The 25,556-nt window shown below is 56.4% G+C and carries 22 protein-coding genes; 5 read left to right on the plus strand and 17 right to left on the minus strand.

Features of this window, described 5'->3' with window-relative positions; genetic code table 11:
- The first annotated feature begins 1 nt into the window (after window position 1).
- Entirely contained in the window at window positions 2–1,384 is a 1,383-nt protein-coding gene (gene gspE / locus KIF87_RS15410; RefSeq protein ID WP_213329231.1) for a type II secretion system protein GspE, read from the plus strand.
- Window positions 1,374–2,558 (plus strand): protein transport protein HofC, encoded by a 1,185-nt coding sequence (gene hofC, locus KIF87_RS15415; RefSeq protein ID WP_213329234.1) that lies wholly within the window; start codon window positions 1,374–1,376, stop codon window positions 2,556–2,558. The genes gspE and hofC overlap by 11 nt, the downstream gene beginning before the upstream one ends.
- Window positions 2,559–2,601: 43 nt before the next feature.
- Here hofC and KIF87_RS15420 read toward each other — a convergent pair whose 3' ends face one another.
- Window positions 2,602–3,645 carry a GMP reductase gene (locus KIF87_RS15420; RefSeq protein WP_213329235.1) on the minus strand — a complete coding sequence of 348 codons (1,044 nt, stop codon included), beginning with the start codon at window positions 3,643–3,645 and terminating at the stop codon, window positions 2,602–2,604.
- Between the two features lie 228 nt (window positions 3,646–3,873).
- On the opposite strand from KIF87_RS15420, the gene coaE reads away from it, so the two are divergent.
- The 3 genes from coaE to yacG are packed head-to-tail and all read left to right on the plus strand — an operon-like array spanning window position 3,874 to window position 5,441.
- Window positions 3,874–4,494: a dephospho-CoA kinase gene (gene coaE / locus KIF87_RS15425; RefSeq protein WP_213329238.1), complete on the plus strand. Its 621-nt coding sequence runs from the start codon at window positions 3,874–3,876 to the stop codon at window positions 4,492–4,494.
- The gene (gene zapD / locus KIF87_RS15430) at window positions 4,494–5,237 is read left to right on the plus strand and encodes a cell division protein ZapD (RefSeq protein WP_023310405.1); all 744 of its coding nucleotides are present in this window, start codon (window positions 4,494–4,496) and stop codon (window positions 5,235–5,237) included. Before coaE ends, zapD begins: the two co-directional genes overlap by 1 nt.
- A gap of 9 nt (window positions 5,238–5,246) precedes the next feature.
- Window positions 5,247–5,441, plus strand: coding sequence for a DNA gyrase inhibitor YacG (gene yacG / locus KIF87_RS15435; protein ID WP_023310404.1), 195 nt, complete (start codon window positions 5,247–5,249; stop codon window positions 5,439–5,441).
- A gap of 34 nt (window positions 5,442–5,475) precedes the next feature.
- Here the strand turns inward: yacG and mutT are convergent, their stop codons facing one another.
- The 16 genes from mutT to ftsI all read right to left on the minus strand — a co-directional run bounded on the left by mutT (window position 5,476) and on the right by ftsI (window position 25,544).
- Window positions 5,476–5,868: an 8-oxo-dGTP diphosphatase MutT gene (gene mutT, locus KIF87_RS15440; RefSeq protein ID WP_023310403.1), complete on the minus strand. Its 393-nt coding sequence runs from the start codon at window positions 5,866–5,868 to the stop codon at window positions 5,476–5,478.
- 57 nt (window positions 5,869–5,925) lie between these two features.
- Window positions 5,926–8,631 (minus strand): preprotein translocase subunit SecA, encoded by a 2,706-nt coding sequence (gene secA, locus KIF87_RS15445; protein ID WP_213329241.1) that lies wholly within the window; start codon window positions 8,629–8,631, stop codon window positions 5,926–5,928.
- 58 nt (window positions 8,632–8,689) lie between these two features.
- On the minus strand, window positions 8,690–9,193 hold the full coding sequence (gene secM / locus KIF87_RS15450) for a secA translation cis-regulator SecM (RefSeq protein WP_213329243.1): 504 nt from the start codon (window positions 9,191–9,193) through the stop codon (window positions 8,690–8,692).
- A gap of 279 nt (window positions 9,194–9,472) precedes the next feature.
- Window positions 9,473–10,390 (minus strand): UDP-3-O-acyl-N-acetylglucosamine deacetylase, encoded by a 918-nt coding sequence (gene lpxC, locus KIF87_RS15455; RefSeq protein WP_008501977.1) that lies wholly within the window; start codon window positions 10,388–10,390, stop codon window positions 9,473–9,475.
- Between the two features lie 101 nt (window positions 10,391–10,491).
- Complete coding sequence (ftsZ, locus tag KIF87_RS15460) at window positions 10,492–11,643, minus strand: cell division protein FtsZ (protein WP_008501978.1); 1,152 nt, start codon at window positions 11,641–11,643, stop codon at window positions 10,492–10,494.
- A gap of 63 nt (window positions 11,644–11,706) precedes the next feature.
- On the minus strand, window positions 11,707–12,963 hold the full coding sequence (gene ftsA, locus KIF87_RS15465) for a cell division protein FtsA (RefSeq protein ID WP_023334508.1): 1,257 nt from the start codon (window positions 12,961–12,963) through the stop codon (window positions 11,707–11,709).
- Window positions 12,960–13,802 (minus strand): cell division protein FtsQ, encoded by an 843-nt coding sequence (gene ftsQ / locus KIF87_RS15470; protein ID WP_213329246.1) that lies wholly within the window; start codon window positions 13,800–13,802, stop codon window positions 12,960–12,962. The genes ftsA and ftsQ overlap by 4 nt, the downstream gene beginning before the upstream one ends.
- A 1-nt stretch (window position 13,803) precedes the next feature.
- The gene (locus tag KIF87_RS15475; protein ID WP_193941209.1) at window positions 13,804–14,724 is read right to left on the minus strand and encodes a D-alanine--D-alanine ligase; all 921 of its coding nucleotides are present in this window, start codon (window positions 14,722–14,724) and stop codon (window positions 13,804–13,806) included.
- Window positions 14,717–16,192: a UDP-N-acetylmuramate--L-alanine ligase gene (gene murC / locus KIF87_RS15480; protein WP_115876437.1), complete on the minus strand. Its 1,476-nt coding sequence runs from the start codon at window positions 16,190–16,192 to the stop codon at window positions 14,717–14,719. The genes KIF87_RS15475 and murC overlap by 8 nt, the downstream gene beginning before the upstream one ends.
- A 56-nt stretch (window positions 16,193–16,248) precedes the next feature.
- Window positions 16,249–17,313 (minus strand): undecaprenyldiphospho-muramoylpentapeptide beta-N-acetylglucosaminyltransferase, encoded by a 1,065-nt coding sequence (murG, locus tag KIF87_RS15485; RefSeq protein WP_039260813.1) that lies wholly within the window; start codon window positions 17,311–17,313, stop codon window positions 16,249–16,251.
- The gene (gene ftsW / locus KIF87_RS15490; protein ID WP_023310395.1) at window positions 17,310–18,554 is read right to left on the minus strand and encodes a cell division protein FtsW; all 1,245 of its coding nucleotides are present in this window, start codon (window positions 18,552–18,554) and stop codon (window positions 17,310–17,312) included. The genes murG and ftsW overlap by 4 nt, the downstream gene beginning before the upstream one ends.
- Window positions 18,554–19,870 (minus strand): UDP-N-acetylmuramoyl-L-alanine--D-glutamate ligase, encoded by a 1,317-nt coding sequence (gene murD / locus KIF87_RS15495; protein WP_032660687.1) that lies wholly within the window; start codon window positions 19,868–19,870, stop codon window positions 18,554–18,556. Before murD ends, ftsW begins: the two co-directional genes overlap by 1 nt.
- 2 nt (window positions 19,871–19,872) lie before the next feature.
- Window positions 19,873–20,955: a phospho-N-acetylmuramoyl-pentapeptide-transferase gene (gene mraY, locus KIF87_RS15500; protein ID WP_008501985.1), complete on the minus strand. Its 1,083-nt coding sequence runs from the start codon at window positions 20,953–20,955 to the stop codon at window positions 19,873–19,875.
- On the minus strand, window positions 20,949–22,307 hold the full coding sequence (murF, locus tag KIF87_RS15505; protein WP_213329249.1) for a UDP-N-acetylmuramoyl-tripeptide--D-alanyl-D-alanine ligase: 1,359 nt from the start codon (window positions 22,305–22,307) through the stop codon (window positions 20,949–20,951). The genes mraY and murF overlap by 7 nt, the downstream gene beginning before the upstream one ends.
- Window positions 22,304–23,791: a UDP-N-acetylmuramoyl-L-alanyl-D-glutamate--2,6-diaminopimelate ligase gene (gene murE / locus KIF87_RS15510; protein ID WP_213329251.1), complete on the minus strand. Its 1,488-nt coding sequence runs from the start codon at window positions 23,789–23,791 to the stop codon at window positions 22,304–22,306. Before murE ends, murF begins: the two co-directional genes overlap by 4 nt.
- Complete coding sequence (gene ftsI / locus KIF87_RS15515; RefSeq protein WP_063143344.1) at window positions 23,778–25,544, minus strand: peptidoglycan DD-transpeptidase PBP3; 1,767 nt, start codon at window positions 25,542–25,544, stop codon at window positions 23,778–23,780. The genes murE and ftsI overlap by 14 nt, the downstream gene beginning before the upstream one ends.
- Window positions 25,545–25,556: the final 12 nt, after the last annotated feature.

The following is a 25,556-nucleotide window of genomic DNA, read 5'->3' on the forward strand; positions in this document are numbered from 1 at the left end:
AATGAATACCGAACAACTCGTGGCGCTTTGCCTGCGCCATCACGCTCTGCTGCTCACCAGCGACAGTGACATGGTCAGCATCGCCGTCGTAGGCAGCCCCGCGGCTGAACTCATGGAGGCGCTGCGCTTCGCGACCCAGAAACGAATTGATATTGAGTGCTGGAGCGCTGAGCGCATGGAGAAACACCGGCAGCTAACGTCACAATCGCATCTGCCCGTTGTTTCACAAACGCACTCGACGGTGGATATTCTCAACCATACGCTGCAGCAGGCAATCAACCAGCGCGCCTCCGACATTCATATCGAACCGATGGAGCACGCGTGCCAGATCCGTTTACGCATCGACGGGGTTCTTTGTCCCCAGCCTCCGCTTTCCGCCTCGCTGGCAAGCCTGTTCAGCGCACGTTTAAAAGTGCTGGGTAACCTGGATATTGCAGAACGTCGTTTGCCTCAGGACGGCCAGTTTACGATTGAGCTGGCAAACGCGCCGGTCTCGTTTCGAATCGCGACGCTTCCCTGCAGCGGTGGCGAGAAAATTGTGCTGCGTCTCCTGCATCAGGTTCAGCAGGCCCTCGAGCCAAACGCGCTTGGCATGAGTGCTGAACAGCTGGCCTGTTTTAATGAGGTCCTCCACCAGCCGCAGGGGCTGATTCTGGTCACCGGCCCTACCGGCAGCGGCAAAACCGTGACGCTGTATAGCGCGCTGCAGGCGCGTAACACCCCTGACGTCAACATTTGTAGCGTGGAGGATCCCATTGAGATCCCCCTCGCGGGATTAAACCAGACGCAGATTAATCCCCGGGCGGGTTTAACATTCCAGAGCGTACTGCGGGCGCTGCTGCGGCAGGATCCAGACATCATTATGGTCGGCGAAATCCGTGACGGCGAAACGGCAGACATTGCTATTAATGCCGCCCAGACCGGGCATCTGGTGCTGTCGACTCTGCACACCAACTCGACGACGGAAACCCTGGTTCGCCTGGAGCAGATGGGCGTCGCCCGCTGGATGATATCTTCCGCGCTGTCGATGGTGATTGCCCAGCGGCTGGTCCGGCGTTTATGCCCACACTGTCGTCGGGAAGCCAGCGAGCATGCTGAACTACCGCGCGCCGTATGGTCCAGACCGCTTCCACGCTGGCAGCCCACCGGCTGCGATCGTTGCTATCACGGTTTTTATGGCCGCGTGGCCATTTTTGAAGTACTCACGATCGACAATGCCCTGCGGCAGGCCATTGCCAGCGGGGCGGGAACAGAAGTAATAGAGGCAAGCGCCCGGCAGGCGGGAATGATTTCTCTTTTTGAGCACGGCTGCATGGCCGTCGAACAAGGCCTGACCACGCTCGAAGAGCTGGTGCGCGTCCTGGGCATGCCCGATGGCAGCTAATCAGCTCTGGCGCTGGCGAGCGCTCACCCAGGAAGGAGAACCCCGAAGCGGGACGCTCTGGGCCATAGACCGCAATGCCGCCTTCACCAGGCTGATGCGCAGCGACCTCCATCCTCTGACGCTGACCCGATGCGCTCAGCGACACCGCTGGCGGCCGCATCACTGCTACGAGATGTTTCGCCAGCTCGGAACGCTTCTGCAGGCCGGGCTGACATTGTCCCACAGCCTGCAGATGCTGGCAGAGCAACATCCGTTAAAACCCTGGCAGGCGCTGCTGCAAAGCATTGCCGATGAGCTCAGTGAGGGAGCCCCCTTTTCTGAGTCGCTAAAAAAGTGGCCAGCCGTTTTTAGCCAACTGCATGTCTCGATGGTGAAAACCGGTGAGCTTACAGGGAAGCTGGAGGAGTGCTGTCGCCAGCTCGCGCAGCAGCAAAAAGCGCAGCAGCAGCTCAGTGCGAAAGTGAAAAAGGCGCTGCGCTACCCGGCGATCGTCCTGACGCTGGCCGTACTGGTGGTGCTGGCGATGGTCACCCTGGTCTTGCCCGAGTTTGCCGCGATCTACAAAACGTTTAACACTCCGCTTCCGCTGCTGACGCAAATGGTCATGGGGATGGCCGCATTTATGCGGTCATATGCCCTTGCGTTGTTCGCCGCGTTATTAGCGCCCTTTGCCACCGCCTGGGCTCTGCGGCAGAACCCTCGCTGGCAGGGCATGCTGATGCACGCGCCCGTGTTGGGCGCACTGGCAAAAGGTCAAAAACTGGGGCACATCTTTACCGTGCTGTCACTCACGCAGCGGGCCGGTATCCCCTTTTTACAGGGCCTTGAAAGTGCGGAGGAGACCGTTGAAAGTCGCTACTGGCGAGAAATACTCCGCAGCGTTCGGGAGGAGATTGAAAAAGGCCTCCCCGTCTGGTCATCCTTTCAGAAAGCGGCCATCTTCACCCCGCTGTGTATTCAGCTTTTACGCACCGGCGAAATGTCAGGCGCGCTGGACGTCATGCTGGCAAACCTCGCCCGACATCACACGGAACAGACCTTTCAACGGGCAGATAATCTGGCGGCACTTCTTGAGCCGATGCTTCTGATTGTGACAGGGGTCATCATCGGCACGCTGGTAGTGGCAATGTACCTGCCGATTTTCCATCTGGGAGATGCGATGAGCGCGGGCTAGTGCTGAACAGTGCTGGCGCACGGGCATGCGCCAGCCGAAGCCATTACAGGCTATTGAATACGCGGTTTTCCTGTTCCTGAACGCGAATAAACGTTGTACGTTTCGTCAGCTCTTTCAGGCGGGATGCCCCAACGTAGGTGCAGGCCGAGCGCAGGCCGCCGAGGATATCGCGCGCGGTGTGTTCAACCGGGCCGCGCAGAGGCAGCTTCACGGTTTTGCCTTCTGCCGCACGGTATTTTGCCACGCCACCGACGTGACGGGTCATCGCGGATTCAGAGCTCATGCCGTAGAACAGCATAAATTTCTCGCCGTTCTCTTCAACAACGGTACCACCGCTCTCTTCGTGGCCTGCCAGCATACCGCCCAGCATCACGAAGTCCGCGCCGCCGCCGAAGGCTTTCGCAACATCGCCCGGCGTGGTACAGCCGCCATCGCTGATGATCTGGCCGCCCAGACCGTGCGCCGCGTCGGCACATTCAATGACTGCGGAGAGCTGAGGATAACCGACGCCGGTTTTGACGCGTGTAGTGCACACGGAGCCTGGGCCAATACCTACTTTCACGATATCTGCGCCGGAAAGGATCAGCTCTTCACACATTTCACCAGTCACCACGTTGCCCGCGATGATGGTTTTCGTCGGCCAGGCCTCGCGCGCCTTGCTGACGAACTGCACAAAGTGCTCGGAGTAACCGTTCGCCACGTCAATACAGACGAAGTTGAGCGCCGGGTTAGCGTTCAGGATCTGTTTGGTCTTCTCGAAATCCGCATCGGAGGTACCGGTGGAGACCATCACATGCTTCACCACGTCAGCAGACGCGGACGCAACAAACGCATTCCACTCTTCAGGGCTGTAATGTTTGTGCACGGCGGTGAGAATGTCGAACTGTGCCAGGGCGGTTGCCATCTCAAAGGTTCCCACAGTATCCATGTTGGCAGCGATGATCGGCACGCCAGACCAGGTCTGACCGGAATGCTTAAAGGTGAATTGACGTTCGAGTTCAACGTCTGAGCGACTTTTCAGTGTAGAGCGTTTAGGGCGGATAAGAACGTCTTTGAAACCTAACTTCAGATCTTCTTCGATACGCATGTGCGGATTCCTGGGGTTAGAGGCAAATATGTTAAAAGCACAACTCCAGTGACGTTATCATACGCACTAATACCTGCTCCGCAAGACTGCGAAATTCTCTTTTTTTACGCTACAATCCTATAAATTTACCTGGTAAAAAGCCGGTAAACGGGGCTAAACAGTTGCTGGCGCGCCTAAGAGTTTTAATCAACTGATTTTAATAATGAATAATTCCCAGGATTTGATTTAATGGGGTATATCGTCGCATTAACCGGCGGCATCGGTAGTGGCAAAAGTACCGTTGCGGACGCGTTCTCTCGTTTGGGTATCACGATTATTGATGCCGATATCATTGCCCGCCAGGTGGTAGAGCCCAATACACCCGCGCTAAAGGCCATCGCAGAACATTTTGGTCAGGCCATCATCAATGCCGATGGCACACTGAATCGCCGTCAGCTTCGCGAATGCATTTTTTCCGATTCTGCGGAAAAAGTCTGGCTTAATGCCCTGCTCCACCCCATCATCCACCAGGAAACTCAGCGTCAGATAGCCGCAGCCCGCTCGCCCTATGTCTTGTGGGTGGTTCCGCTACTGGTTGAAAATCAGCTGCATATGAAAGCCGATCGGGTGCTGGTGATTGATGTCTCTCCCGAAACGCAAATCCGGCGAACCATGACGCGCGATCGCGTCTCGCGGGAGCATGCTGAACAAATTCTTGCCGCTCAGGCTACGCGCGCTCAGCGCCTTGCCGTGGCGGATGATGTCATTGATAATAACGGCGCACCAGATGCCATTGCATCGGATGTTGCCCGTCTGCACGCGCAGTATCTGACGTTCGCCGCGCAGGCCGTTGCACAGGAAAAACCATAATGTCGACACACATCCTTTTTGAGCATCCGCTCAACGAAAAAATGCGCACCTGGCTGCGCATCGAATTTCTTATTCAACAGCTTTCACAACATCTGCCTGTTAACGATCATGCCACGGCGCTGCACTTCTTCCGCAACGTAGGCGATCTGCTGGATGTGATTGAACGCGGCGATGTCCGCACAGAATTACTCAAAGAGCTGGAGCGCCAGCAGCGTAAATTGCAGGCATGGACAGAGGTCCCCGGCGTAGATCAGAGCCGTATCGACGCGCTCCGCCAGCAGTTGAAAAGCAGTAGCGCCGTCCTGATGGCCGCGCCGCGCGTCGGGCAGTTTTTACGTGAAGACCGCCTGATTGGCCTGGTGCGCCAGCGCCTGAGCATCCCTGGCGGCTGCTGTAGCTTCGACCTGCCGACGCTGCACATGTGGCTACATATGCCACAGGCGCAGCGTGACGCGCAGGTGAACAGCTGGCTGGCAAGCCTGGAGCCAATGCACCAGACGCTGTCGCTGATCCTCGATCTGATCCGTAACTCTGCGCCGTTCCGCAAGCAAACCAGCCTGAATGGTTTCTTCCAGGATAACGGTGATGATGCCGATCTTCTGCGTCTCAATCTGTCTCTTGGCGAACAGCTTTACCCGCAGATTTCCGGGCATAAGAGCCGCTTTGCGATTCGCTTTATGCCGCTGGACAGTGAAAATGGCACCGTGCCGGAACGTCTCGATTTTGAACTGGCCTGTTGTTAAGGAGTGCCGATGTCTGATGTCACCACCGTAAGCTGCCCAACCTGTGGCAAAACCGTTGTCTGGGGCGAAGTGAGTCCGTTCCGCCCATTCTGCTGCAAACGCTGTCAGCTTATTGACCTGGGCGAATGGGCGGCGGAAGAGAAACGCATTCCAAGCGAAGGCGATCTCTCGGACAGCGATGACTGGAGTGAAACCCAGCAGTAATCTGTAAAGCCTGCTGGCGCTTCGCTCAGCAGGCCTACGGTTGTGCGACTAACCGCAGGATCACGGGCTCATTGGCTGGCGGGAATTTTTCGGCATCACTTGCCTGAAGCTCTACCCAGTTACCCGGCTGTCCCTCTTTTCCCCAGGGTTCACCTTCCCAGTTTTCCACCAGCCAGAACCACAGCGTGATGTGCCTGTCCGGAAACTGGTACTCAAGCTTATCAAACAGCGTTGCGCCAAGCGGGGTGATCCCCACCTCTTCCTGAAGCTCCCGAACCAGCGCCTCTTCCGGCGTTTCACCTGACTCGATTTTACCGCCCGGAAACTCCCACTTGTTCGCCATATGGGCGTCGGCAGCGCGCTGGGTGATAAAGATTTGGTTTTGCGGGTTGCGAATAATCCCGACGGCAATTTGCAGTATTTTCATATTGTCACTTCCATAAAAAAGGCGCAGATATCTGCGCCTTTTTGTTTTTTTATGAACTTAGCTCAGACGGCCGTGGCACGCCTTGTACTTTTTACCGGAACCACACGGGCACGGATCGTTACGACCCACTTTACGATCGCCGGTCTGTGCGGCGATCGCCGCTGCGGCTTCGCTGTCGTCGGTCTGATGACTCAGCTGCTGCATTTGTGCCAGACGCTCGGCTTCTTCACGACGCTGCTGCTCCATCGCTTCCACTTCTTCCGGCATACGCACCTGAACCTTGCTCAGGGTGCTGATCACTTCGTACTTCAGTGACTCCAGCATAGACGCAAACATGGAGAAGGATTCACGCTTGTATTCCTGCTTCGGATCTTTCTGCGCATAGCCACGCAGGTGGATACCCTGACGCAGGTAGTCCATCGCCGCCAGGTGCTCTTTCCACAGGGAGTCCAGCGTCTGCAGCATCACGCCTTTTTCGAAGTGACGCATCATCTCTGCGCCTACGACTTCTTCCTTACGCTTGTAAACGTCCAGCGCGGTTTCGAAGATACGTTCACGCAGGGTCTCTTCGTGCAGCTCAGGCTCTTTGTCCAGCCACTCTTTGATTGGCAGATCGAGGTCAAAGTCATTTTTCAGACGTTCCTGCAGGCCTTCGATATCCCACATCTCTTCCAGAGACTGCGGTGGAATATGCGCGTCGATGGTGGCTTTAAACACATCTTCACGAATGCTGTTGATGGTTTCGCTCACGTCGGACACGTCCAGCAGTTCGTTACGCTGGGTGTAGATCGCACGACGCTGATCGTTAGCCACATCATCATATTCCAGCAGCTGCTTACGAATATCAAAGTTGCGGCTTTCCACTTTACGCTGCGCGTTAGCAATCGCTTTAGTGACCCACGGGTGCTCAATCGCTTCGCCAGGCTTCATACCCAGCTTACGCATCATGCCGGACACGCGGTCGGAGGCGAAAATACGCATCAGCGCATCTTCCATAGACAGGTAGAAGCGGGATGAACCGGCATCACCCTGACGACCCGCACGACCACGCAGCTGGTTATCGATACGACGGGATTCATGACGCTCAGTACCGATGATGTGCAGACCGCCGGAAGCCAGAACGGCGTCATGACGAACCTGCCAGTCGGCTTTGATCTGAGCAATCTGTTCTGGCGTTGGGTTTTCCAGCTCCGCCACTTCAGCCTGCCAGCTACCGCCCAGCATAATATCGGTACCACGACCCGCCATGTTGGTGGCGATGGTCACGGCAGCCGGATAACCCGCCTGCGCAACAATGTCCGCTTCTTTGGCGTGGAATTTGGCGTTAAGAACGTTGTGCTTGATACCCGCTTTAGTCAGCTCGTGCGAAACCACTTCGGATTTCTCGATGGAGATGGTCCCCACCAGAACCGGCTGGCCATTGGCAGTACGGTCGCGAATATCTTCGATGATCGCCTGAATTTTTTCCGCTTCGGTCATGTACACCAGGTCCGGCATATCCTTACGGATCATCGGACGGTTGGTTGGAACAACCACGGTATCCAGCTTGTAGATAGAGCTGAATTCAAACGCTTCGGTATCAGCAGTACCGGTCATCCCCGCCAGCTTCTCGTACAGACGGAAGTAGTTCTGGAAGGTGATAGACGCCAGCGTCTGGTTTTCATTCTGAATATCCACACCTTCTTTGGCTTCCACAGCCTGGTGCAGACCGTCAGACCAGCGACGTCCCTGCATGGTACGGCCGGTATGTTCATCGACGATGATCACTTCACCGTCTTTTACGATGTAATCGACGTCGCGGGTGAACAGCGCGTGGGCGCGCAGCGCAGCGGTCACGTGGTGCATCAGCATGATGTTGCTTGGGGAGTACAGGGACTCGCCCTCTTCCATGATGCCTTCAGCGACCAGCAGCTCTTCAATTTTCACCAGACCGCGTTCGGTCAGGTTCACCTGGCGCGCTTTTTCATCAACGGAGAAGTGGCCTTCACCCTGGAAGGTATCCGAGTCCTCTTTCTCCTGACGCAGCAGGTGTGGAATGATTTTGTCGACTTTACGGTACATCTCGGAGCTGTCTTCAGCCGGGCCGGAGATGATCAGCGGGGTACGCGCTTCATCGATCAGGATGGAGTCCACCTCATCCACCAGCGCATAGTGCAGTTTACGCTGTACGCGCTCTTCCGGGCTGAACGCCATGTTGTCACGCAGGTAGTCGAAGCCGTATTCGTTGTTGGTACCGTAGGTGATGTCCGCGTTATACGCTTCGCGCTTGGCTGGCGCAGGCAGGCCGGACATGTTGATGCCGACGGTCATACCGAGGAATTCGAACAGTGGACGGTTGTTTTCGGCGTCACGCTGCGCCAGATAGTCGTTGACGGTAACGACGTGAACGCCTTTACCGGTCAGCGCGTTCAGGTAAGCCGGCAGCGTTGCGGTCAGGGTTTTACCTTCACCGGTACGCATTTCCGCGATGCAGCGCTCGTTAAGCACCATACCACCCAGCAGCTGAACGTCGAAGTGACGCATGCCGAATACGCGCTTACTTGCTTCACGCACGACAGCAAACGCTTCCGGGATCAGGCTTTCTAAGGTTTCGCCTTTTTCCAGACGCGCGCGGAATTCCGCCGTTTTCGCTTTCAGCTCGTCATCAGAGAGCTTCTCCATCGCCGGTTCCATACCGTTGATGACGGTAACAGCTTTACGCATACGGCGCAGGGTACGATCGTTACGACTACCAAAAACTTTAGTTAACAATTTGATTAGCATAATAAATTCTCAAACGCCCCAGTGTGGGCAGATAAATTAAGGTATTGAAAAAGTTAATTTAGCTGAGGCGCTGCGGCCCGGCGCGAATGCCGTGGGCCTGGCTAATCCAGGTTGAAACAGAGAATGAAACCGGTGAAACCAACGCACGTTGCGTCGTCTGGCGAACCATGACCGGCGGCTGGCTGTCCTGCGTGAGCAGCGCGTTGAGCGTGTCCAGCAGGGCAAGATGCTGAGCCTGCACCGGCAGCGTCTCTTCCGCAACAGGCATGGCCTGCGGCACCATCGCGAAGGACAGATGGCGGATAACCGTGCGGATAGCGTGCTGGTGCCAGTAATCGACGGAGAAGTTTGGGCGGCGGTTGGCTTCAAGCCACGCGAGGTTAGTAAAGTTAACCCGCGTGTTGAGATCGTGTTTGGTGGTAGACGTTTTTGCGGGCGTCGCCGCTTCGGCACTGTTGCAGAGAGCAGGCAAGCCGAAACTCGCCGCGACCATCCCTAATAAGAGATGCGGCCAGAAGTAACGTCTGCCAAATTGTCGCCAGCGCGTCAGTATTCCGCTCACCTGCTCCACCCAATAAGCCAGCCTTGCAGAGGCTGAGTTCAGTTATTCTTTTTAGCGCCCAGATAGTATCACTAAAGCCAATATACATCAGCAGGAATGAGGTGCCGCCGCGGGGAAAAACGGTCAAGAATGCAGCTAACGCACACATTTTCTGCGTAAGACAAACGAGAGATAACGCTGGGGCAAACGAAGAAGGGTAAAAATAAAAACGACTGGTCTTCCTGGTCGGAGAGAGTACCAGGTTAACCAGTCGATTTTTTTACGAAACGGTTTGAACCGTTACGCCAGAACCATGCTTGGTGCTTTGAAAGCCAGCGGCAGTTCAGCTTCGTCTTCGAAGGTCACATATTCCCAGGCTTCCTGTTTTGCCAGGACGGCCTGCAACAGTTTATTGTTCAGCGCATGACCGGATTTGAACGCGGTAAATGCACCAATGATGTTGTGACCACACATGAACAGGTCGCCGATAGCATCCAGCATTTTGTGACGAACGAATTCATCTTCGAAACGCAGGCCGTCTTCGTTCAGTACGCGATAATCGTCAACAACGATGGCACAATCGAAGCTGCCGCCCAGGCACAGGCCGCGGGACTGCAGATATTCGATATCACGCATGAAGCCAAATGTACGGGCTCGGCTGATCTGGCGCATAAACGCATCGGCAGAGAAGTTCATCGCATAGCGTTGGGTGCTGGAGTCAATCGCCGGATGGTTAAAGTCGATGGTAAAGTCCAACGAGAAACCATTATACGGTTTGAATTCAGCCCACTTGTCGCCATCTTCGACGCGAACGGTCTCTTTGATGCGTACAAATTTTTTCGCGCAGTTCAGTTCTTCGATGCCGGCATCCAGCAACAGATAGACGAACGGTGCAGCACTGCCATCCATAATCGGGATTTCTGGCGCATCGACTTCAACAATAATGTTGTCGATACCCAGACCCGCCAGGGCGGCGTTCAGGTGCTCTACGGTAGAAATCCGCACGTCATGCTCGTTCACCAGACAAGTACAGAGCATAGTATCACGCACAGATTTGGCATCGGCCGGAAAATCTACCGGTGGATTCAAGTCGGTGCGACGATAGATGACCCCGGTATTGGCCGGCGCAGGGCGTAACGTCAGCGTGACTTTCTTGCCGGTATGTAAACCGACACCAGTCGCCTGAACGATACGTTTAAGTGTCCTTTGTTTGATCATCGTATAATCTCGCCAAATTAACTATCCAACCGAGAGTGTATATCACTAACGGTGGGCCAGTTTAGCACAAAGAGCGCAAATCCCCTAATTCCAGCCAATTCTTAGTCAGCTTGCTTACGCAGGAACGCCGGGATATCCAGATAATCTGGCTCTTTCGCCGTTTGCGGCGTTGGGTCGTTCACCACTTTTGCGGCCGGTTTCTGCTCCTGAGTCAGAGGAGACATACCGTGCTGCTGGTAACGATCCATTACCGGTTGCTGAGTCTGCTTGTTGGTCACTAAGGTGATCTCAGGACGTTTGTCCATACCGATACCGGTCGCAACTACCGTCACACGCAGCTCGTCGTTCATTTCAGGGTCAAGGGAAGTACCGATTACCACGGTAGCGTTGTCAGAAGCGAACGCACGGATAGTGTTACCCACGGTTTCGAACTCATCCAGACGCAGGTCAAAGCCAGCGGTAATGTTGACCAGCACGCCGCGCGCACCAGACAGATCGATATCTTCCAGCAGTGGAGAAGAGATAGCCATTTCAGCCGCTTCTTCTGCACGGTCTTCACCGCTCGCCACGCCAGAGCCCATCATCGCGTAGCCCATTTCGGACATCACGGTGCGAACGTCTGCAAAGTCAACGTTCATCAGGCCAGGACGGGTAATCAGTTCAGCGATACCCTGAACAGCGCCTTTCAGCACGTCGTTTGCTGCACCGAATGCGTCCAGCAGAGAGATACCGCGACCCAGAACTTTCAACAGCTTGTCGTTCGGGATGGTGATCAGCGAGTCCACATGCTTGGACAGCTCGGTGATACCCTGCTCCGCGAACGCCATACGCTTCTTGCCTTCAAAGTTGAAAGGCTTGGTCACGACAGCAACGGTCAGGATACCTAAATCTTTTGCCACTTCAGCCACAACAGGTGCTGCGCCGGTACCGGTACCGCCACCCATACCTGCTGCGATGAAGACCATGTCCGCACCTTCCAGTGCAGCGCGCAGCGCTTCACGATCTTCTTCAGCCGCATTGCGACCCACTTCCGGATTAGCCCCTGCTCCCAGCCCTTTGGTGATACCACCGCCGATCTGGATAGTCTGGCCTACAGCCGTTTTACGCAGTGCCTGTGCATCGGTGTTAACTGCGAAGAATTCAACACCTTCAATGCGTTCACGCACCATATGCTCTACGGCGTTACCGCCGCCGCCACCGACGCCGATGACTTTAATCACCGCGTCGTTGGTCAGTTCCATAGGTTCAAACATAATTTCTCTCTCCGTTGTGCCTGTCGCCCGAGACCGCTAATTCTCTCCGGTCTCTTAAAAAAATTAAAACTCTTTTCGCAACCAGTTGTTCAGTCGTTTGACCCACGACCCCACTGAGACGCGTTTTTCCACTTCTGCTTCACCACTGAGATGAGATTCCTTCCCGTAGTGGAGCAGGCCCACAGCCGTTGAATAATACGGCTCCTGAGCATAATCCGTTAAACCGGTGATATTCAGCGGAGCACCTATACGCACCTGCGTATGGAACACGCGCTGAGCACAGGCCGCAAGACCTTCAATTTGCGCTGCACCGCCGGTTAATACAATCCCCGCCGCAAGATGATGTTTAACACCCTGCTGACGAAGCTGTTCCTGTAACTGTAAAATCTCTTCGTTGACCAGGTTGAGCAGCTCGGTATAGCGCGGCTCAATTACCTCTGCCAACGTCTGGCGCTGCAGGCTACGCGGTGGACGACCACCGACGCTCGGCACTTCAACGCTCTCATCTTTGCCAACGATAGACCCCAGCGCACAGCCGTGGCGCACTTTAATCGCTTCTGCATCGCTCGGCGGCGTACCAAAAGCATAAGCAATATCGCTGGTCACCACGTTCCCGGCATAAGGGATCACTTTAGTGTGGCGCAACGCACCGCCGGTATACACGGCGATATCCATTGTACCACCACCAATATCGACCACACAGACACCCAGTTCACGTTCATCTTCGGTCAGCACGGAATAACTTGCCGCCAGACCCGCGAAAATAAGTTGGTCAACTTTCAGGCCACAACGTTCAACGGCTTTTACAATGTTCTTTGCCATATCGTTGTGACATGTGATCAGGTGCACTTTTGCCTGCATACGTACGCCAGAAAGACCGACCGGGTTCTTGATCCCTTCCTGGTAGTCAATCGCATATTCCTGCGGAATGACATGCAGCACGCGATGTTCGTCGCGGACACGCACGGATTTCGCCGTGTGCACGACGTTTTCAACGTCTTCCTGCGTCACTTCTTCTTCGGAAATCGGCACCATACCAATTTCGTTCTGGCAGCTAATGTGCTTACCAGAAAGGGCCAGATAGACAGAAGAAATCTGGCAATCTGCCATCAATTCAGCCTGATCGATGGCGCGCTGAACGCATTTCACCACCGATTCAAGATCGTTAACCCCACCTTTATCCATACCACGGGACGGGCAACTGCCTACGCCAATGATATTGACCATACCGTCGGGCAGAACTTCCCCTACTAAAGCGGCAACCTTCGCGGTGCCAATCTCCAGTCCAACTACCAGTTTTCTGTCCGTCGCCTTGATCATTGTTGTTCTGCCTGTACCTGTGCCTGATTCTGTTGCTGATTAGGTTCCTCGACCGGAGCCGGTACCCAACCGACTGCTGCGCCTGAGTCATAGCGCAAATCAACGTAGCTTATCCGTTTGCCGTCAGTCTGTGCCTGCTGCTGTAAAACCGGGTAAAGTTCGACAAAACGCGCCAGACGCTTCATTGTGTCTCCGCGTCCCAGGTTGAGCTTAATGCCGTTCGTTAACGTCAGCTGCCAGGAACGGCGCGCCGTCATGGCTGCATCTTTTAACGTAAACCTGTCCTTCGCCAGCACCTGACCCATTTCGCGAAAACCTTGTAACACCTCGTTTTCGCTGCCTTCAGGGCCATACAACATCGGTAAATTTTGCTTGTTGACACGATCGGCCGGGACGCTGAAGGAATTTCCGTCTACGTCAACCATGTGCTGATCATTCCAACGCGCAATGGGCACATATTCAACCAGATGAATCTTCAATTCATCAGGCCATTGCTTTCTTACGCTCGCCTGTTTTATCCATGGCAGGCGTTCTATCTGGCTCTGGATAATATTGACGTCCTGCGTCATAAAGGTTCCAGGCGAGCCCAGCGCCAGTATTGACTGACGAATATCATCGTTACGCGTGTAGTGACGCTCACCGGTAACCACCAGCTTAGAAAGCGGCAACCGCTGCGCATCTTCCATCCAGCCCAGGACCATCCAGCCGCTGATAAACACGGTGCACAGCACCCCGAGCAGGAAAATGATGCCTGCAAGACGCGTTCCATTACTGCGGCGTGAAGAGGCGTATTCGTCCTCGTCATCGCGGTTGCGCGTGTTCAATGCAGCCTGAGACATATCAGCCCGCCTGGTCCAGAATGCGTACGACTAACTGCGAGAAACTCATCCCCGCCTGACGCGCGGCCATCGGCACAAGGCTGTGGCTGGTCATTCCCGGAGAGGTATTGGCTTCCAGCAAATAAAATTGTCCATCACTGTCCTGCATCACGTCGATGCGTCCCCAGCCGCGGCAACCCAGAACATGCCAGGCTTTAAGCACCAGGGACTGTAATTCTGCTTCACGCTCAGCTTCAAGACCACAAGGGCAGAAATATTGCGTCTCATCAGAGAGATACTTCGCCTCATAATCATAGAAGGTTCCGGCCGGTTGGATACGGATTGACGGTAAAATTTCTTCGCCAAGCATCGCGACGGTAAATTCCGGCCCGCTGAGCCATTTTTCAATCAGAACTTCTTCATCATGTTGAAATGCCAGTGCTAAAGCGGACGAAAGATCTTCAGCTTTGTCGACTTTGGACATTCCCACGCTGGAGCCTTCCCGGCTGGGCTTTACAATAACCGGTAAGCCCAGTTCAGCAATGCGTGCATTAACGCTATCCGGCAGGCCCAATTCAAATTCGCGACGCGTCAGCGCAACCCATGGCGCAACGGGTAGCCCCGCACCCTGCCACAGAAGTTTGCTGCGCAGTTTATCCATAGAGATAGCGGAGGCCATCACGCCGCTGCCGGTGTACGGCATGCCGATCAGATCCAGAAGCCCCTGCAGGGTGCCGTCTTCACCGCCACGACCATGCAAAGCGATAAAGACTTTATCGAAGCCCATGGCTTTTAATTGCGTCACGTCGACCTCTTTTGGGTCAACCAGGTGCGCATTGACGCCACCTTCACGCAGGCCCGCCAGCACAGCAGCGCCTGAATTCAGGGAAACCTCACGCTCGGCGGAGGTGCCGCCAGACAGGACAGCAATCTTATCAGCCATGATGCTCATCCTCCTGGGTTTGCGGCTTCAGTTTGATTTCAGCTAAGGTACGGGCGATTTTGCCGATATTTCCCGCACCCTGAATCAGAATCAGATCGTTACCTGTCAGGACCGGTGCCAGAATTTCCGCCACCTGTGCAGGATCAGAAACCAGAATAGGGTCAACTTTCCCGCGCCCACGAATGGTACGGCACAGAGAACGGCTGTCGGCCCCTGGAATCGGCGTCTCGCCTGCGGCGTACACATCCAGCATTAACAGGGTGTCTACCTGTGACAGGACGCTGGCGAAATCGTCGTACAGATCGCGCGTACGCGTGAAGCGGTGCGGCTGGAAGATCATCACCAGATTCTTGTCAGGCCAGCCTGCACGCGCGGCTTTAATGGTGGCGTCCACTTCGGTCGGATGGTGGCCGTAGTCGTCCACCAGCATCGCTGAGCCAGCTTTACCGTTAACGGCGTCCAGCGGGAATTCACCGAGGAAGTCGAAGCGACGGCCGGTGCCCTGGAAGCTTTCCAGCGCGCGCAGAATCGCATCATCATCAATGCCTTCTTCCGTCGCGACGGCCACTGCCGCTGCGGCATTGAGGGCGTTATGGCGCCCTGGCGCATTCAGCGTGACGTGCAGCAGCTCTTTGTCCTGACGCGCCAGAGTGAAATGCCCCTGCGCGCCAATCTGTTTGTACTCTTCCACGCGGACGTCAGCGTCTTCGCTGAAGCCGTAAGTGGTGATTTGACGACCCACGCGCGGCAGCAGCTCGCGGATCACCGGATCGTCTACGCACATCACCGCGCGTCCATAGAACGGCAGGTTGTGCAGGAAGTTGATGAAGGTCTGCTTTAAGTTCTCGAAGTCGCCCTGGTAGGTATCCATATGGTCAGCTTCGATGTTAGTGACAATCGCCACCATTGGCTGCAGGTGCAGGAACGACGCGTCGCTCTCATCCGCTTCCGCAATCAGGTAACGGCTGTGGCCCAGACGCGCATGTACGCCTGCGGCTTTGACCAGACCACCGTTGACGAACGTCGGATCGAGACCCGCTTCCGCATAAATACTGGAGACCATCGCCGTGGTCGTGGTTTTACCGTGGGTCCCGGCGATGGCGATGCCGTGACGGAAACGCATCAGTTCCGCCAGCATTTCTGCGCGGCGGATCACCGGAATGCGCGCTTCGTGCGCGGCAACGATTTCCGGGTTGTCAGAGGAGATGGCGCTCGAGACCACCACCACGCTCGCATCGCGCACGTTTTCCGGACGATGATTGAAATAGATAGTCGCCCCAAGCGACGCCAGCTGCTGCGTAACAGGGTTTGGCGCCAGGTCAGACCCGCTGATCTGATAGCCTTCGTTAGCTAACACTTCGGCAATACCGCCCATGCCAGCACCACCGATGCCAACAAAGTGAATGTGCCGGACGCGACGCATCTCGGGCACGATTGAACGCAGTTTTGCCAGTTGTTGTGTATTCATTCTCTAAACGCCATCGACTACTTAAAATTCGTGCAGCGCAACACGCGCTGCGAGGGTTAAGCCTGGGCTGCCAGGCTCACTTCTTTTGCCACCCGTTCCGTCGCATCAGGGATAGCGGCCGCGCGCGCGCGTTGCGCCATCTCCAGCAGTGCGTCTCTGTTCCAGCCCGCCAGGGTGGTGGCGACCGCGTCGGCGGTAAATTGTGGCTGCTCAAATATCTTCGCGGCACCGGCTTTCTCAAGCGGCAGCGCATTCCAGTACTGTTGTCTGTCTTTGTGCTGGAACGGCACAAACAGGGCAGGCAGACCGGCGGCGGCGATCTCGCTCACCGTCAGCGCGCCTGAACGACAGACCACGACATCGGCCCAGGCATACGCTGCCGCCATGTCGTCGATAAACTCTGTGACTTTATGCTGCGGCTGACCTTCGTCTGCGTAAGCCTGCTCAACGGTCTGCTGAGCACCTTTTCCGCTCTGGTGCCAGATCGTCACGGTATCCCCGAGCTTTGCGGCTACCTGCGGCATCGTCTGGTTTAAGATGCGCGCGCCCTGAGAGCCGCCGACGACCAGTACACGAACCGGCCCTTCACGACCCGTCAGGCGAGCGTCCGGCAGCGGCAGCGCCAGCACGTCTACACGCACCGGGTTACCCACCACGTCCGCTTTCGGGAACGCGCCGGGAAACGCCTGCATAACTTTGGTGGCAATTTTCGCCAGCCACTTGTTGGTCAGACCGGCAATACCGTTCTGCTCATGGAGCACGACGGGAATACCTAACGACCACGCCGCCAGCCCGCCAGGACCCGAGACATAGCCGCCCATGCCCAGCACCACATCTGGCTTAAAGCGCTTCATGATGGTGCGCGCCTGACGCCAGGCGTTAAAAATACGCACCGGTGCCAGCAGCATTGCCTTGAGGCCTTTGCCCCGAAGGCCGGAAATACGAATAAAGTCGATCTCGATACCGTGCTTCGGTACCAGATCGGCTTCCATGCGGTCTGCGGTTCCCAGCCAGCGTACCTGCCAGCCCTGATCCATTAAATGGTGCGCAACCGCCAGTCCCGGGAACACGTGTCCGCCGGTACCGCCTGCCATCACCATTAACCGCTTCGGTTGATTCATCGTGAACCTCGTGTAAACGCCTGGGCTTTTTCCAGACGCGTCTCATAATCTATGCGCAACAAAAACATGATGGCCGTCGACATAATCAACAGACTGGAACCACCATAACTGATCAACGGCAACGTCAGACCTTTGGTCGGCAGCATACCCGCTGCGGCCCCGACGTTAACCAATGCCTGGAAGCTAAACCAGATACCAATTGAGCAGGCTAAGAATCCTGAGAAGCGGTGATCGATCTCCAGCGCTTTCCGGCCGATGGACATGGCGCGGAAAGCGACGAAGAATACCATTAATAGCGCTAATACCACACCGATATAACCCAGTTCTTCCGCAATAATGGAGAAGATGAAGTCAGTGTGCGCTTCCGGTAAATACTCCAGTTTCTGTACCGAGTTCCCCAGACCCTGTCCCCAGACTTCACCGCGACCAAAGGCCATCAGCGACTGCGTCAGCTGGTAACCGCTGCCGAACGGATCTTCCCACGGGTTCCAGAACGAGGTTACACGGCGAATACGGTAAGGCTCGGCGAGGATCAGCAGCACAACCGCCGAAATCCCCATCCCGATAATAGCGATGAACTGCCACAGCTTCGCGCCCGCCAGGAACAGCATGGCCAGAGTGGTAACGAACAGCACGACAACGGTACCGAGGTCAGGCTGCGCCAGCAGTAATACCGCCAGCACCAGAATCACGCCCATCGGTTTTAAGAAGCCGCGCAGGTTGTTACGCACTTCGTCTACCTTACGCACCAGGTAGTTCGCCAGGTAGCAGAACAGGGAGAGCTTGGTAAATTCCGCAGGCTGAATACGCAGCGGGCCAAAGGCGATCCAGCGCGATGCCCCGTTAACAGAGCTCCCCACCACCAGTACGATCAGCAGCATAATAATCGAGGCGATCAGCATCGCCGTACTGTGCCGCTGCCAGAACTCCATCGGCAGACGCAAGGTCACCAGCGCCAGACAGAACGCCAGGATGATGTAAAGACCATCACGCTTGGCAAACAGGAAAGGATCGTTCGCCAGACGCTGGCCGACAGGCATTGAGGCTGACGTCACCATAATAAATCCGACCGCCGCCAGCCCCATCGTGAGCCAGAACAGCGTGCGATCGTACATGACCAGGCTGTCGTTATCTTTTTGACGAGAGCCCATCACCCAGCCTTTGAGCGCCGCAAACACCCATGCCAGGATCCCAAATCCTGGCAGGCGCGGCATTTTCAGGCGAGGGAGAGATAAACGCATTAGCCTAACTCCTTCGCCAGGCGGGTAAAGACATCACCACGCTGTTCGAAATTCTTGAATTGATCGAGACTGGCACAGGCCGGAGAGAGCAGCACCATATCGCCCGGCTTCACGCGAGGAGCAATCAGCCGCATCGCCTGTTCCATGGTTTCGGTTTGCTCGGCAACCTCAGGGCGCAGTTCAGCAAGCTCGCTGCCGTCACGGCCGAAGCAGTACAGACGGACGTTATCTCCAGAGAGATACGGCTTCAGTGAGGAGAAATCAGCTGATTTACCGTCGCCGCCCAGCAGCAAATGCAGCGTGCCGTCAACGTGCAGACCGTTCAGCGCGGCCTCCGTGCTTCCCACGTTGGTGGCTTTGGAGTCGTTGATCCAGCGCACGCCGTTGTGCTCCAGCGCCAGCTGGAAGCGGTGTGCCAGGCCAGAAAACGTGGTTAACGCTTTCAGGCTGGAGGAGCGCGGCAGCCCGACTGCATCCGCCAGCGCCAGCGCCGCCAGGGCATTGGTGTAGTTGTGCTGACCAGTGAGCTTCATCTCTTTCACGTTCAGCACTTTCTCACCCTTCACGCGCAGCCAGGTTTCGCCCAGCTGGCGGTTCAGGTGGTAATCCCCCATCGTGATACCGAAGCTGATACAGCGATCGTCTGCACCGCGCACCGGCATGGTCAGCGCGTCATCGGCGTTTACAACGCAGACTTTGGCATTTTCATAAACGCGCAGCTTGGCGGCACGGTACTGCTGCAGGCCAAATGGATACCGATCCATATGATCTTCAGTCACGTTGAGGATCGTCGCAGCCGCAGCGTGCAGGCTGGAGGTCGTTTCCAGCTGGAAGCTGGAAAGCTCGAGAACATACAGCTCACAGCCTTTGTCCAGCAGCATCAGAGCGGGTAAACCAATGTTACCGCCAACGCCGACGTTCATGCCCGCCGCTTTCGCCATTTCACCCACCAGGGTGGTGACGGTGCTTTTACCGTTAGAACCGGTAATGGCAATAACGGGCGCCTGCGCTTCCCGGCAGAACAGCTCGATATCGCCGACAATCTCAACGCCCGCATCCGCGGCAGCGCTCAGCGAAGGGTGCGCCAGCGCCATACCTGGGCTTGCGACAATCAGATCGGCTGCCAGCAGCCAGTCATCATTCAGACCACCAAGGTGGCGTTCAACCTGTTCCGGCAGTTTGTCCAGACCCGGCGGAGAGACACGCGTATCCATCACGCGTGGCGTCACGCCGCGCGCGAGGAAAAAGTCCACGCAGGAGAGCCCCGTGAGGCCCAACCCGATGATAACGACTTTTTTGCCCTGGTAATCTGCCATGATTAACGTACCTTCAGCGTTGCCAGGCCAATCAGCACCAGCATCAGCGAAATAATCCAGAAGCGCACAATCACGCGCGGCTCCGGCCAGCCTTTCAGTTCATAGTGGTGGTGAATCGGCGCCATACGGAAGATGCGCTGACCGCGCAGCTTGAAGGAACCGACCTGCAAAATCACCGACAGGGTTTCAACCACAAACACGCCGCCCATGATCACCAGCAGGAACTCCTGACGCAGCAGTACGGCGATAATGCCGAGCGCACCGCCCAAAGCCAGAGAACCGACGTCACCCATAAAGACCTGAGCCGGATAGGTGTTGAACCACAGGAAGCCCAGCCCCGCGCCGACTATCGCCGTACAGACGATCACCAGCTCACCCGCGTGGCGCAGATAAGGGATGTGCAGGTAGTTCGCAAAGTTCATGTTACCTGTCGCCCATGCCACCAGCGCAAAACCGGCGGCCACAAAGACGGTTGGCATAATGGCCAGGCCATCCAGACCGTCGGTCAGGTTAACGGCGTTGCCGGTACCGACAATCACAAAGTAGGCCAGCAGGATGTAGAACAGCCCCAGCTGTGGCATCACGTCCTTAAAGAACGGCACGACCAGCTCGGTGGCTGGCGTATCTTTCCCGGCCAGATACAGCGCGAAGGCCACGCCCAGCGCGATCACCGACATCCAGAAATATTTCCAGCGCGCGATCAGGCCCTTAGTATCTTTACGAACGACTTTGCGGTAATCATCCACAAAACCGATGATCCCGTACCCCACCAGTACCGTCAGAACGCACCAGACGTACGGGTTGGAGGGATACGCCCACAGCAGCACGGAAACGACGATGGCGGTCAGGATCATGATCCCGCCCATGGTCGGCGTGCCGCGCTTGCTGAAGTGCGATTCCGGACCGTCGTTACGTACAACCTGGCCGAAAGAGAGTTTTTGCAGACGGGCAATCATGCGCGGGCCCATCCACAGCGAGATGAACAGCGCAGTCAGCAGGCTGACGATGGCGCGAAACGTCAGATAGGAAAAGACGTTAAAGCCTGAATAATATTTGACCAAATGTTCGGCCAGCCAAACTAACATGTCCCGTTCTCCTGTAATGCGTGCACAACCTCTTCCATGGCGGCACTACGTGAACCTTTCACTAACACAGTCACAATTTGTTTTTCTGTCATCAGCGCCTTAAGGCGCTCTATCAACGCGGCTTTGTCAGCAAAATGCTCGCCAACGCCGCTGGCATGGCTAATCGCCTGGCTCAGTTTTCCCGCGCTCAGCACGCAGTCCAGCCCCGCCGCTTTCGCCGCTTCACCGACCTGGGTATGACAGGCTTCGCTTTCGTCGCCCAGCTCTGCCATATCGCCAACCACCATGATGCGATAGCCCGGCATTTCAGATAACACCTGCACCGCCGCGGTCATCGATCCAACGTTCGCGTTGTAGGAGTCATCCAGCAGCAGCTTGTTTTCCGACAGCTGAATCGGGAACAGGCGTCCCGGTACGGCTTTCAGGTTCGCCAGCCCGGTTTTAATCGCTTCATGCGACGCGCCCACCGCCGTCGACAGCGCCGCCGCCGCAAGCGCATTGGCGATGTTATGGCGACCCGGCAGCGGCAGCAGCACATCGACGCCACCCGTTGGGGTGGTGAGAGTGAACTCCGTGCCGTGCGACGTCACGTGGATATTGGTCGCGGTAAAATCACTGTTGGCCGCATTCGGCGAGAAGCGCCAGGTTTTACGCGAACCAATGATGCTCTGCCAGTTCAGCCAGTCGTTGTTGTCTGCGTTCAGGATGGCGATACCGTCATCCGGCAGACCGGTGTAAATCTCGCCTTTAGCTTTGGCTACGCCTTCCAGCGAGCCAAAGCCTTCCAGATGCGCAGCCGCGAGGTTATTTACCAGCGCAGCTTCCGGGCGAGTCAGGCTCACGGTCCAGGCGATTTCGCCCTGGTGGTTTGCCCCTAACTCGATCACCGCAAATTCATGTTCTTTGGTCAGGCGGAGTAATGTCATCGGCACGCCGATGTCATTATTGAGGTTGCCCGCGGTATAAAGCGTATTGCCGCACTGGCTGAGGATCGCCGCCGTCATCTCTTTCACCGACGTCTTGCCTGATGATCCGGTCAAGGCGACAACGCGCGTAGGAACCTGCTGACGAACCCAGGCGGCCAACTCACCGAACGCGAGACGCGTATCTTTCACCACAATTTGCGGCAGATCGATATCGAGCCTGCGGTTGACCAGCAGCGCACCGGCGCCGTTCTCTTTGGCCTGATCGGCAAAATCATGCGCGTCAAAACGCTCGCCTTTCAGCGCCACAAACAGACAGCCTGCGGTGATTTTGCGGGTGTCCGTCGTTACGGCATCAATCGTCAGGTCTTGCCCGTGCAGGTCGCCCTGCAGGATGGCAGCGGCCTGGCTTAACGTGATGCTAATCATGCCACGACTCCCAGCAGACGAGCTGCCGTTACGCGGTCCGAGTAGTCCAGACGGCGATTGCCAACGATCTGATAATCTTCATGGCCTTTACCCGCCAGCAGGACAACGTCATTCTCCCGCGCCTGCATGATGGTGTTCGTCACGGCTTCCGCACGGCCTTCCACCACGCGTGCACGGCCCGCGTCCAGCATGCCCGCCAGAATGTCATTGATGATGGCGCGCGGCTCTTCCGTACGCGGGTTGTCATCGGTGACTACCGGAATATCTGCGAACTGCTCGGCAATAGCCCCCATCAGCGGGCGTTTGCCTTTATCGCGATCGCCGCCGCAGCCAAACACGCACCAGAGCTTCCCAGTGCAGTGCAGGCGCGCCGCTTCCAGCGCTTTTTCCAGCGCGTCCGGCGTGTGGGCATAATCAACCACAACGGTCGGCTTGCCCGGCGCGCTGAACACTTCCATGCGGCCGCAAACCGGCTGCAGACGCGCTGAGGTTTTCAGCAGTTCAGCCATCGGATAACCCAGCGCCAGCAGCGTCGCCAGCGCCAGCAGCAGGTTGCTGACGTTAAAGGCGCCCATCAGGCGGCTTTCAATTTCGCCTTCACCCCAGGAAGAGGCAAAGCGGATTGTCGCCCCGCTGTCGTGGTAATTCACCGCAACCGCCTTCAGCCAGCGGCCGTGGCAGTTCGGATTGATATGGTCTTCCATCGACACCGCAACCGCATCCGGCAGCTTCGCCAGCCAGCCGCGGCCCACTTCGTCGTCGGCGTTGATGATGGCTTGTCCGTAATGGTGAGTAGAGAACAGCAGCCATTTAGCGGCTTCGTAATGCTCCATATCACCATGATAATCAAGATGATCGCGGCTCAGATTGGTAAACACTGAAGCGGCAAATTTCAGCGCCGCGACGCGGTGCTGCACCAGACCGTGCGAAGAAACTTCCATTGCAGCAAAGGTTGCCCCCTGCCCTGCCAGACCGGCAAGCACATGCTGTACGTCTACCGCCGAGCCGGTGGTGTTTTCCGTCGGGCTCACTTTGCCCAGCAGGCCGTTACCCACGGTCCCCATCACCGCACCGGTTTCGCCCAGCAGCTGGGCCCACTGCGCCATCAGCTGCGTGGTGGTGGTTTTACCGTTGGTACCCGTCACGCCAACCAGGCGCAGCTGGTCGGAAGGTTCGTGATAAAAACGTCCCGCCAGCGCGGAAAGACGCTCGTTTAACTGGCTGAGATAGATAACCGGCACCCCGTGCATTTCACGGATCTCACCGTCGGTTGCCTCATCTTTGGCCTCAGCAATAATGGCAGCCACACCTTGCGCAATCGCCTGCGGGATATAACGACGCCCGTCCGCCTGATGACCGACCACCGCCACAAAAAGATCGCCAGAAGCAGCCACGCGGCTGTCCAGTACCATCTCTCGCAGTGCTCGCTCCGGTGCATTTGGCACCCACGGAGCGAGAAGGTCGCGCAAATTACGATCTGCCACCTGTACCCTCGCCTTGATTAATTACAAATTCACTTTTTTCGCCCGTCGCCAGCGCATCCGGTTCAATGTTCATGGTGCGTAACACGCCGCCCATGATAGCCCCGAACACAGGCGCGGAGACGGCGCCGCCGTAGTATTTACCCGCCTGTGGATCGTTTATCACGACCACCAGCGCAAAACGCGGATTGCTTGCAGGCGCAACGCCTGCGGTATAGGCAATGTATTTGTTGATATAGCGGCCGTCCGGCCCCACTTTTTTCGCCGTACCGGTCTTGATGGCGATGCGATAACCTTTGATTGCCGCCTTCACGCCGCCGCCGCCGGGCAGCGCCACGCTTTCCATCATATGAACAACAGTACGGACGGTCGATTCCGGGAAAATACGCTCGCCGGGAACCGGTGGATCAACTTTGGTAATCGACAGCGGACGATAAACGCCATAGCTGCCGATCGTTGCGTAGACTCGCGCTAACTGTAACGGTGTCACCATTAGCCCGTAGCCGAAAGAGAAGGTGGCCCTCTCTATGTCAGACCACCGTTGTTTTTGAGGATATAAGCCACTGCGTTCTCCGACCAACCCCAAATTGGTCGCCTTTCCAAGCCCAAAACGTGAGTAAGTCTCTACTAACGCTGAGGACGGCATCGCTAACGCCAGCTTTGAAACACCGACGTTACTCGACTTCTGTAACACCCCGGTCAGGGTCAATTCGCTGTAGCGCGCCACGTCTTTGATTTCGTGACCGTTAATTCGGTAAGGAATGGTATTCAGTACGGTGTTTTCATTGACGATACCGCGCTGAAGTGCAGTCATGACCACCATCGGCTTAACGGTCGAACCCGGTTCGAACACGTCGGTGATGGTGCGGTTACGCATAACATCCTTCTGCGTACCGGTAAGATTGTTAGGGTTGTAGGACGGGCTATTGGCCATCGCCAGCACTTCACCCGTGCTGACATCAACTAACACGGCACTGCCCGATTCCGCTTTGTTAAAGGCCACGGCGTTGTTCAGCTCGCGGTAAACCAGCGCCTGTAAGCGCTCATCGATACTCAGCGCAAGGTTGTGTGCGGCCTGGCTGTCCGTTGAGGAAATATCCTCGATCACGCGACCGTAGCGGTCTTTACGCACAATGCGCTCGCCGGGCTGGCCGGTCAGCCATTTATCAAAGCTTTTTTCAACGCCCTCAATCCCCTGGCTATCCACGTTGGTGAAACCAATGAGGTGAGCGGTCACTTCGCCGGATGGATAGTAACGGCGCGATTCTTCACGCAGGTGGATCCCCGGCAGCTTCAACTTCTTGATGTAGTCCGCCATGTCAGGGTTCACCTGACGCGCCAGATAGATAAAACGCCCTCTCGGGTTGGTATTCACGCGTGATGCTAACTGGTCCAGCGGCATCTTCAGCGCGTCCGCAAGCGCCTTCCAGCGGTTATCAAGCGTGATACCGCCAGCATCATGCAGTTCTTTCGGATCGGCCCAGATAGCCTTCACCGGCACGCTCACCGCCAGCGGACGACCCGAGCGGTCGGTGATCATCCCACGGGATGTCGACACTTCCTGGACGCGCAGAGAGCGCATATCGCCCTGGCGTACCAGCATGTCAGGGGCGACGATTTGTAGCCAGGCCACGCGTCCCAGCAGGAAACCCAGCGCCAGTAAAATGCAGCCGCAAAGCAACGCAAAACGCCAACTGATAAAGTTGGCCTGTTCTTCCTGACGTTTTGGTTTTAGCGTTTTTGCCGCTGCTTTCATGCGTCGCGTTTT

Origin of the sequence: Enterobacter sp. 120016 (assembly GCF_018383635.1) — a bacterium.
Lineage (GTDB): Bacteria > Pseudomonadota > Gammaproteobacteria > Enterobacterales > Enterobacteriaceae > Enterobacter > Enterobacter asburiae_D.

What these genes read in the sequence shown, in the direction of transcription:
- gspE (WP_213329231.1), top strand. Translation starts at nt 2, where the DNA reads ATGAATACCGAACAACTCGTGGCGCTTTGCCTGCGCCATCACGCTCTG.
- hofC (WP_213329234.1), top strand. Translation starts at nt 1,374, where the DNA reads ATGGCAGCTAATCAGCTCTGGCGCTGGCGAGCGCTCACCCAGGAAGGA.
- KIF87_RS15420 (WP_213329235.1), bottom strand. Translation starts at nt 3,645, where the DNA reads ATGCGTATCGAAGAAGATCTGAAGTTAGGTTTCAAAGACGTTCTTATC.
- coaE (WP_213329238.1), top strand. Translation starts at nt 3,874, where the DNA reads ATGGGGTATATCGTCGCATTAACCGGCGGCATCGGTAGTGGCAAAAGT.
- zapD (WP_023310405.1), top strand. Translation starts at nt 4,494, where the DNA reads ATGTCGACACACATCCTTTTTGAGCATCCGCTCAACGAAAAAATGCGC.
- yacG (WP_023310404.1), top strand. Translation starts at nt 5,247, where the DNA reads ATGTCTGATGTCACCACCGTAAGCTGCCCAACCTGTGGCAAAACCGTT.
- mutT (WP_023310403.1), bottom strand. Translation starts at nt 5,868, where the DNA reads ATGAAAATACTGCAAATTGCCGTCGGGATTATTCGCAACCCGCAAAAC.
- secA (WP_213329241.1), bottom strand. Translation starts at nt 8,631, where the DNA reads ATGCTAATCAAATTGTTAACTAAAGTTTTTGGTAGTCGTAACGATCGT.
- lpxC (WP_008501977.1), bottom strand. Translation starts at nt 10,390, where the DNA reads ATGATCAAACAAAGGACACTTAAACGTATCGTTCAGGCGACTGGTGTC.
- ftsZ (WP_008501978.1), bottom strand. Translation starts at nt 11,643, where the DNA reads ATGTTTGAACCTATGGAACTGACCAACGACGCGGTGATTAAAGTCATC.
- ftsA (WP_023334508.1), bottom strand. Translation starts at nt 12,963, where the DNA reads ATGATCAAGGCGACGGACAGAAAACTGGTAGTTGGACTGGAGATTGGC.
- ftsQ (WP_213329246.1), bottom strand. Translation starts at nt 13,802, where the DNA reads ATGTCTCAGGCTGCATTGAACACGCGCAACCGCGATGACGAGGACGAA.
- KIF87_RS15475 (WP_193941209.1), bottom strand. Translation starts at nt 14,724, where the DNA reads ATGGCTGATAAGATTGCTGTCCTGTCTGGCGGCACCTCCGCCGAGCGT.
- murC (WP_115876437.1), bottom strand. Translation starts at nt 16,192, where the DNA reads ATGAATACACAACAACTGGCAAAACTGCGTTCAATCGTGCCCGAGATG.
- murG (WP_039260813.1), bottom strand. Translation starts at nt 17,313, where the DNA reads ATGAATCAACCGAAGCGGTTAATGGTGATGGCAGGCGGTACCGGCGGA.
- ftsW (WP_023310395.1), bottom strand. Translation starts at nt 18,554, where the DNA reads ATGCGTTTATCTCTCCCTCGCCTGAAAATGCCGCGCCTGCCAGGATTT.
- murD (WP_032660687.1), bottom strand. Translation starts at nt 19,870, where the DNA reads ATGGCAGATTACCAGGGCAAAAAAGTCGTTATCATCGGGTTGGGCCTC.
- mraY (WP_008501985.1), bottom strand. Translation starts at nt 20,955, where the DNA reads ATGTTAGTTTGGCTGGCCGAACATTTGGTCAAATATTATTCAGGCTTT.
- murF (WP_213329249.1), bottom strand. Translation starts at nt 22,307, where the DNA reads ATGATTAGCATCACGTTAAGCCAGGCCGCTGCCATCCTGCAGGGCGAC.
- ftsI (WP_063143344.1), bottom strand. Translation starts at nt 25,544, where the DNA reads ATGAAAGCAGCGGCAAAAACGCTAAAACCAAAACGTCAGGAAGAACAG.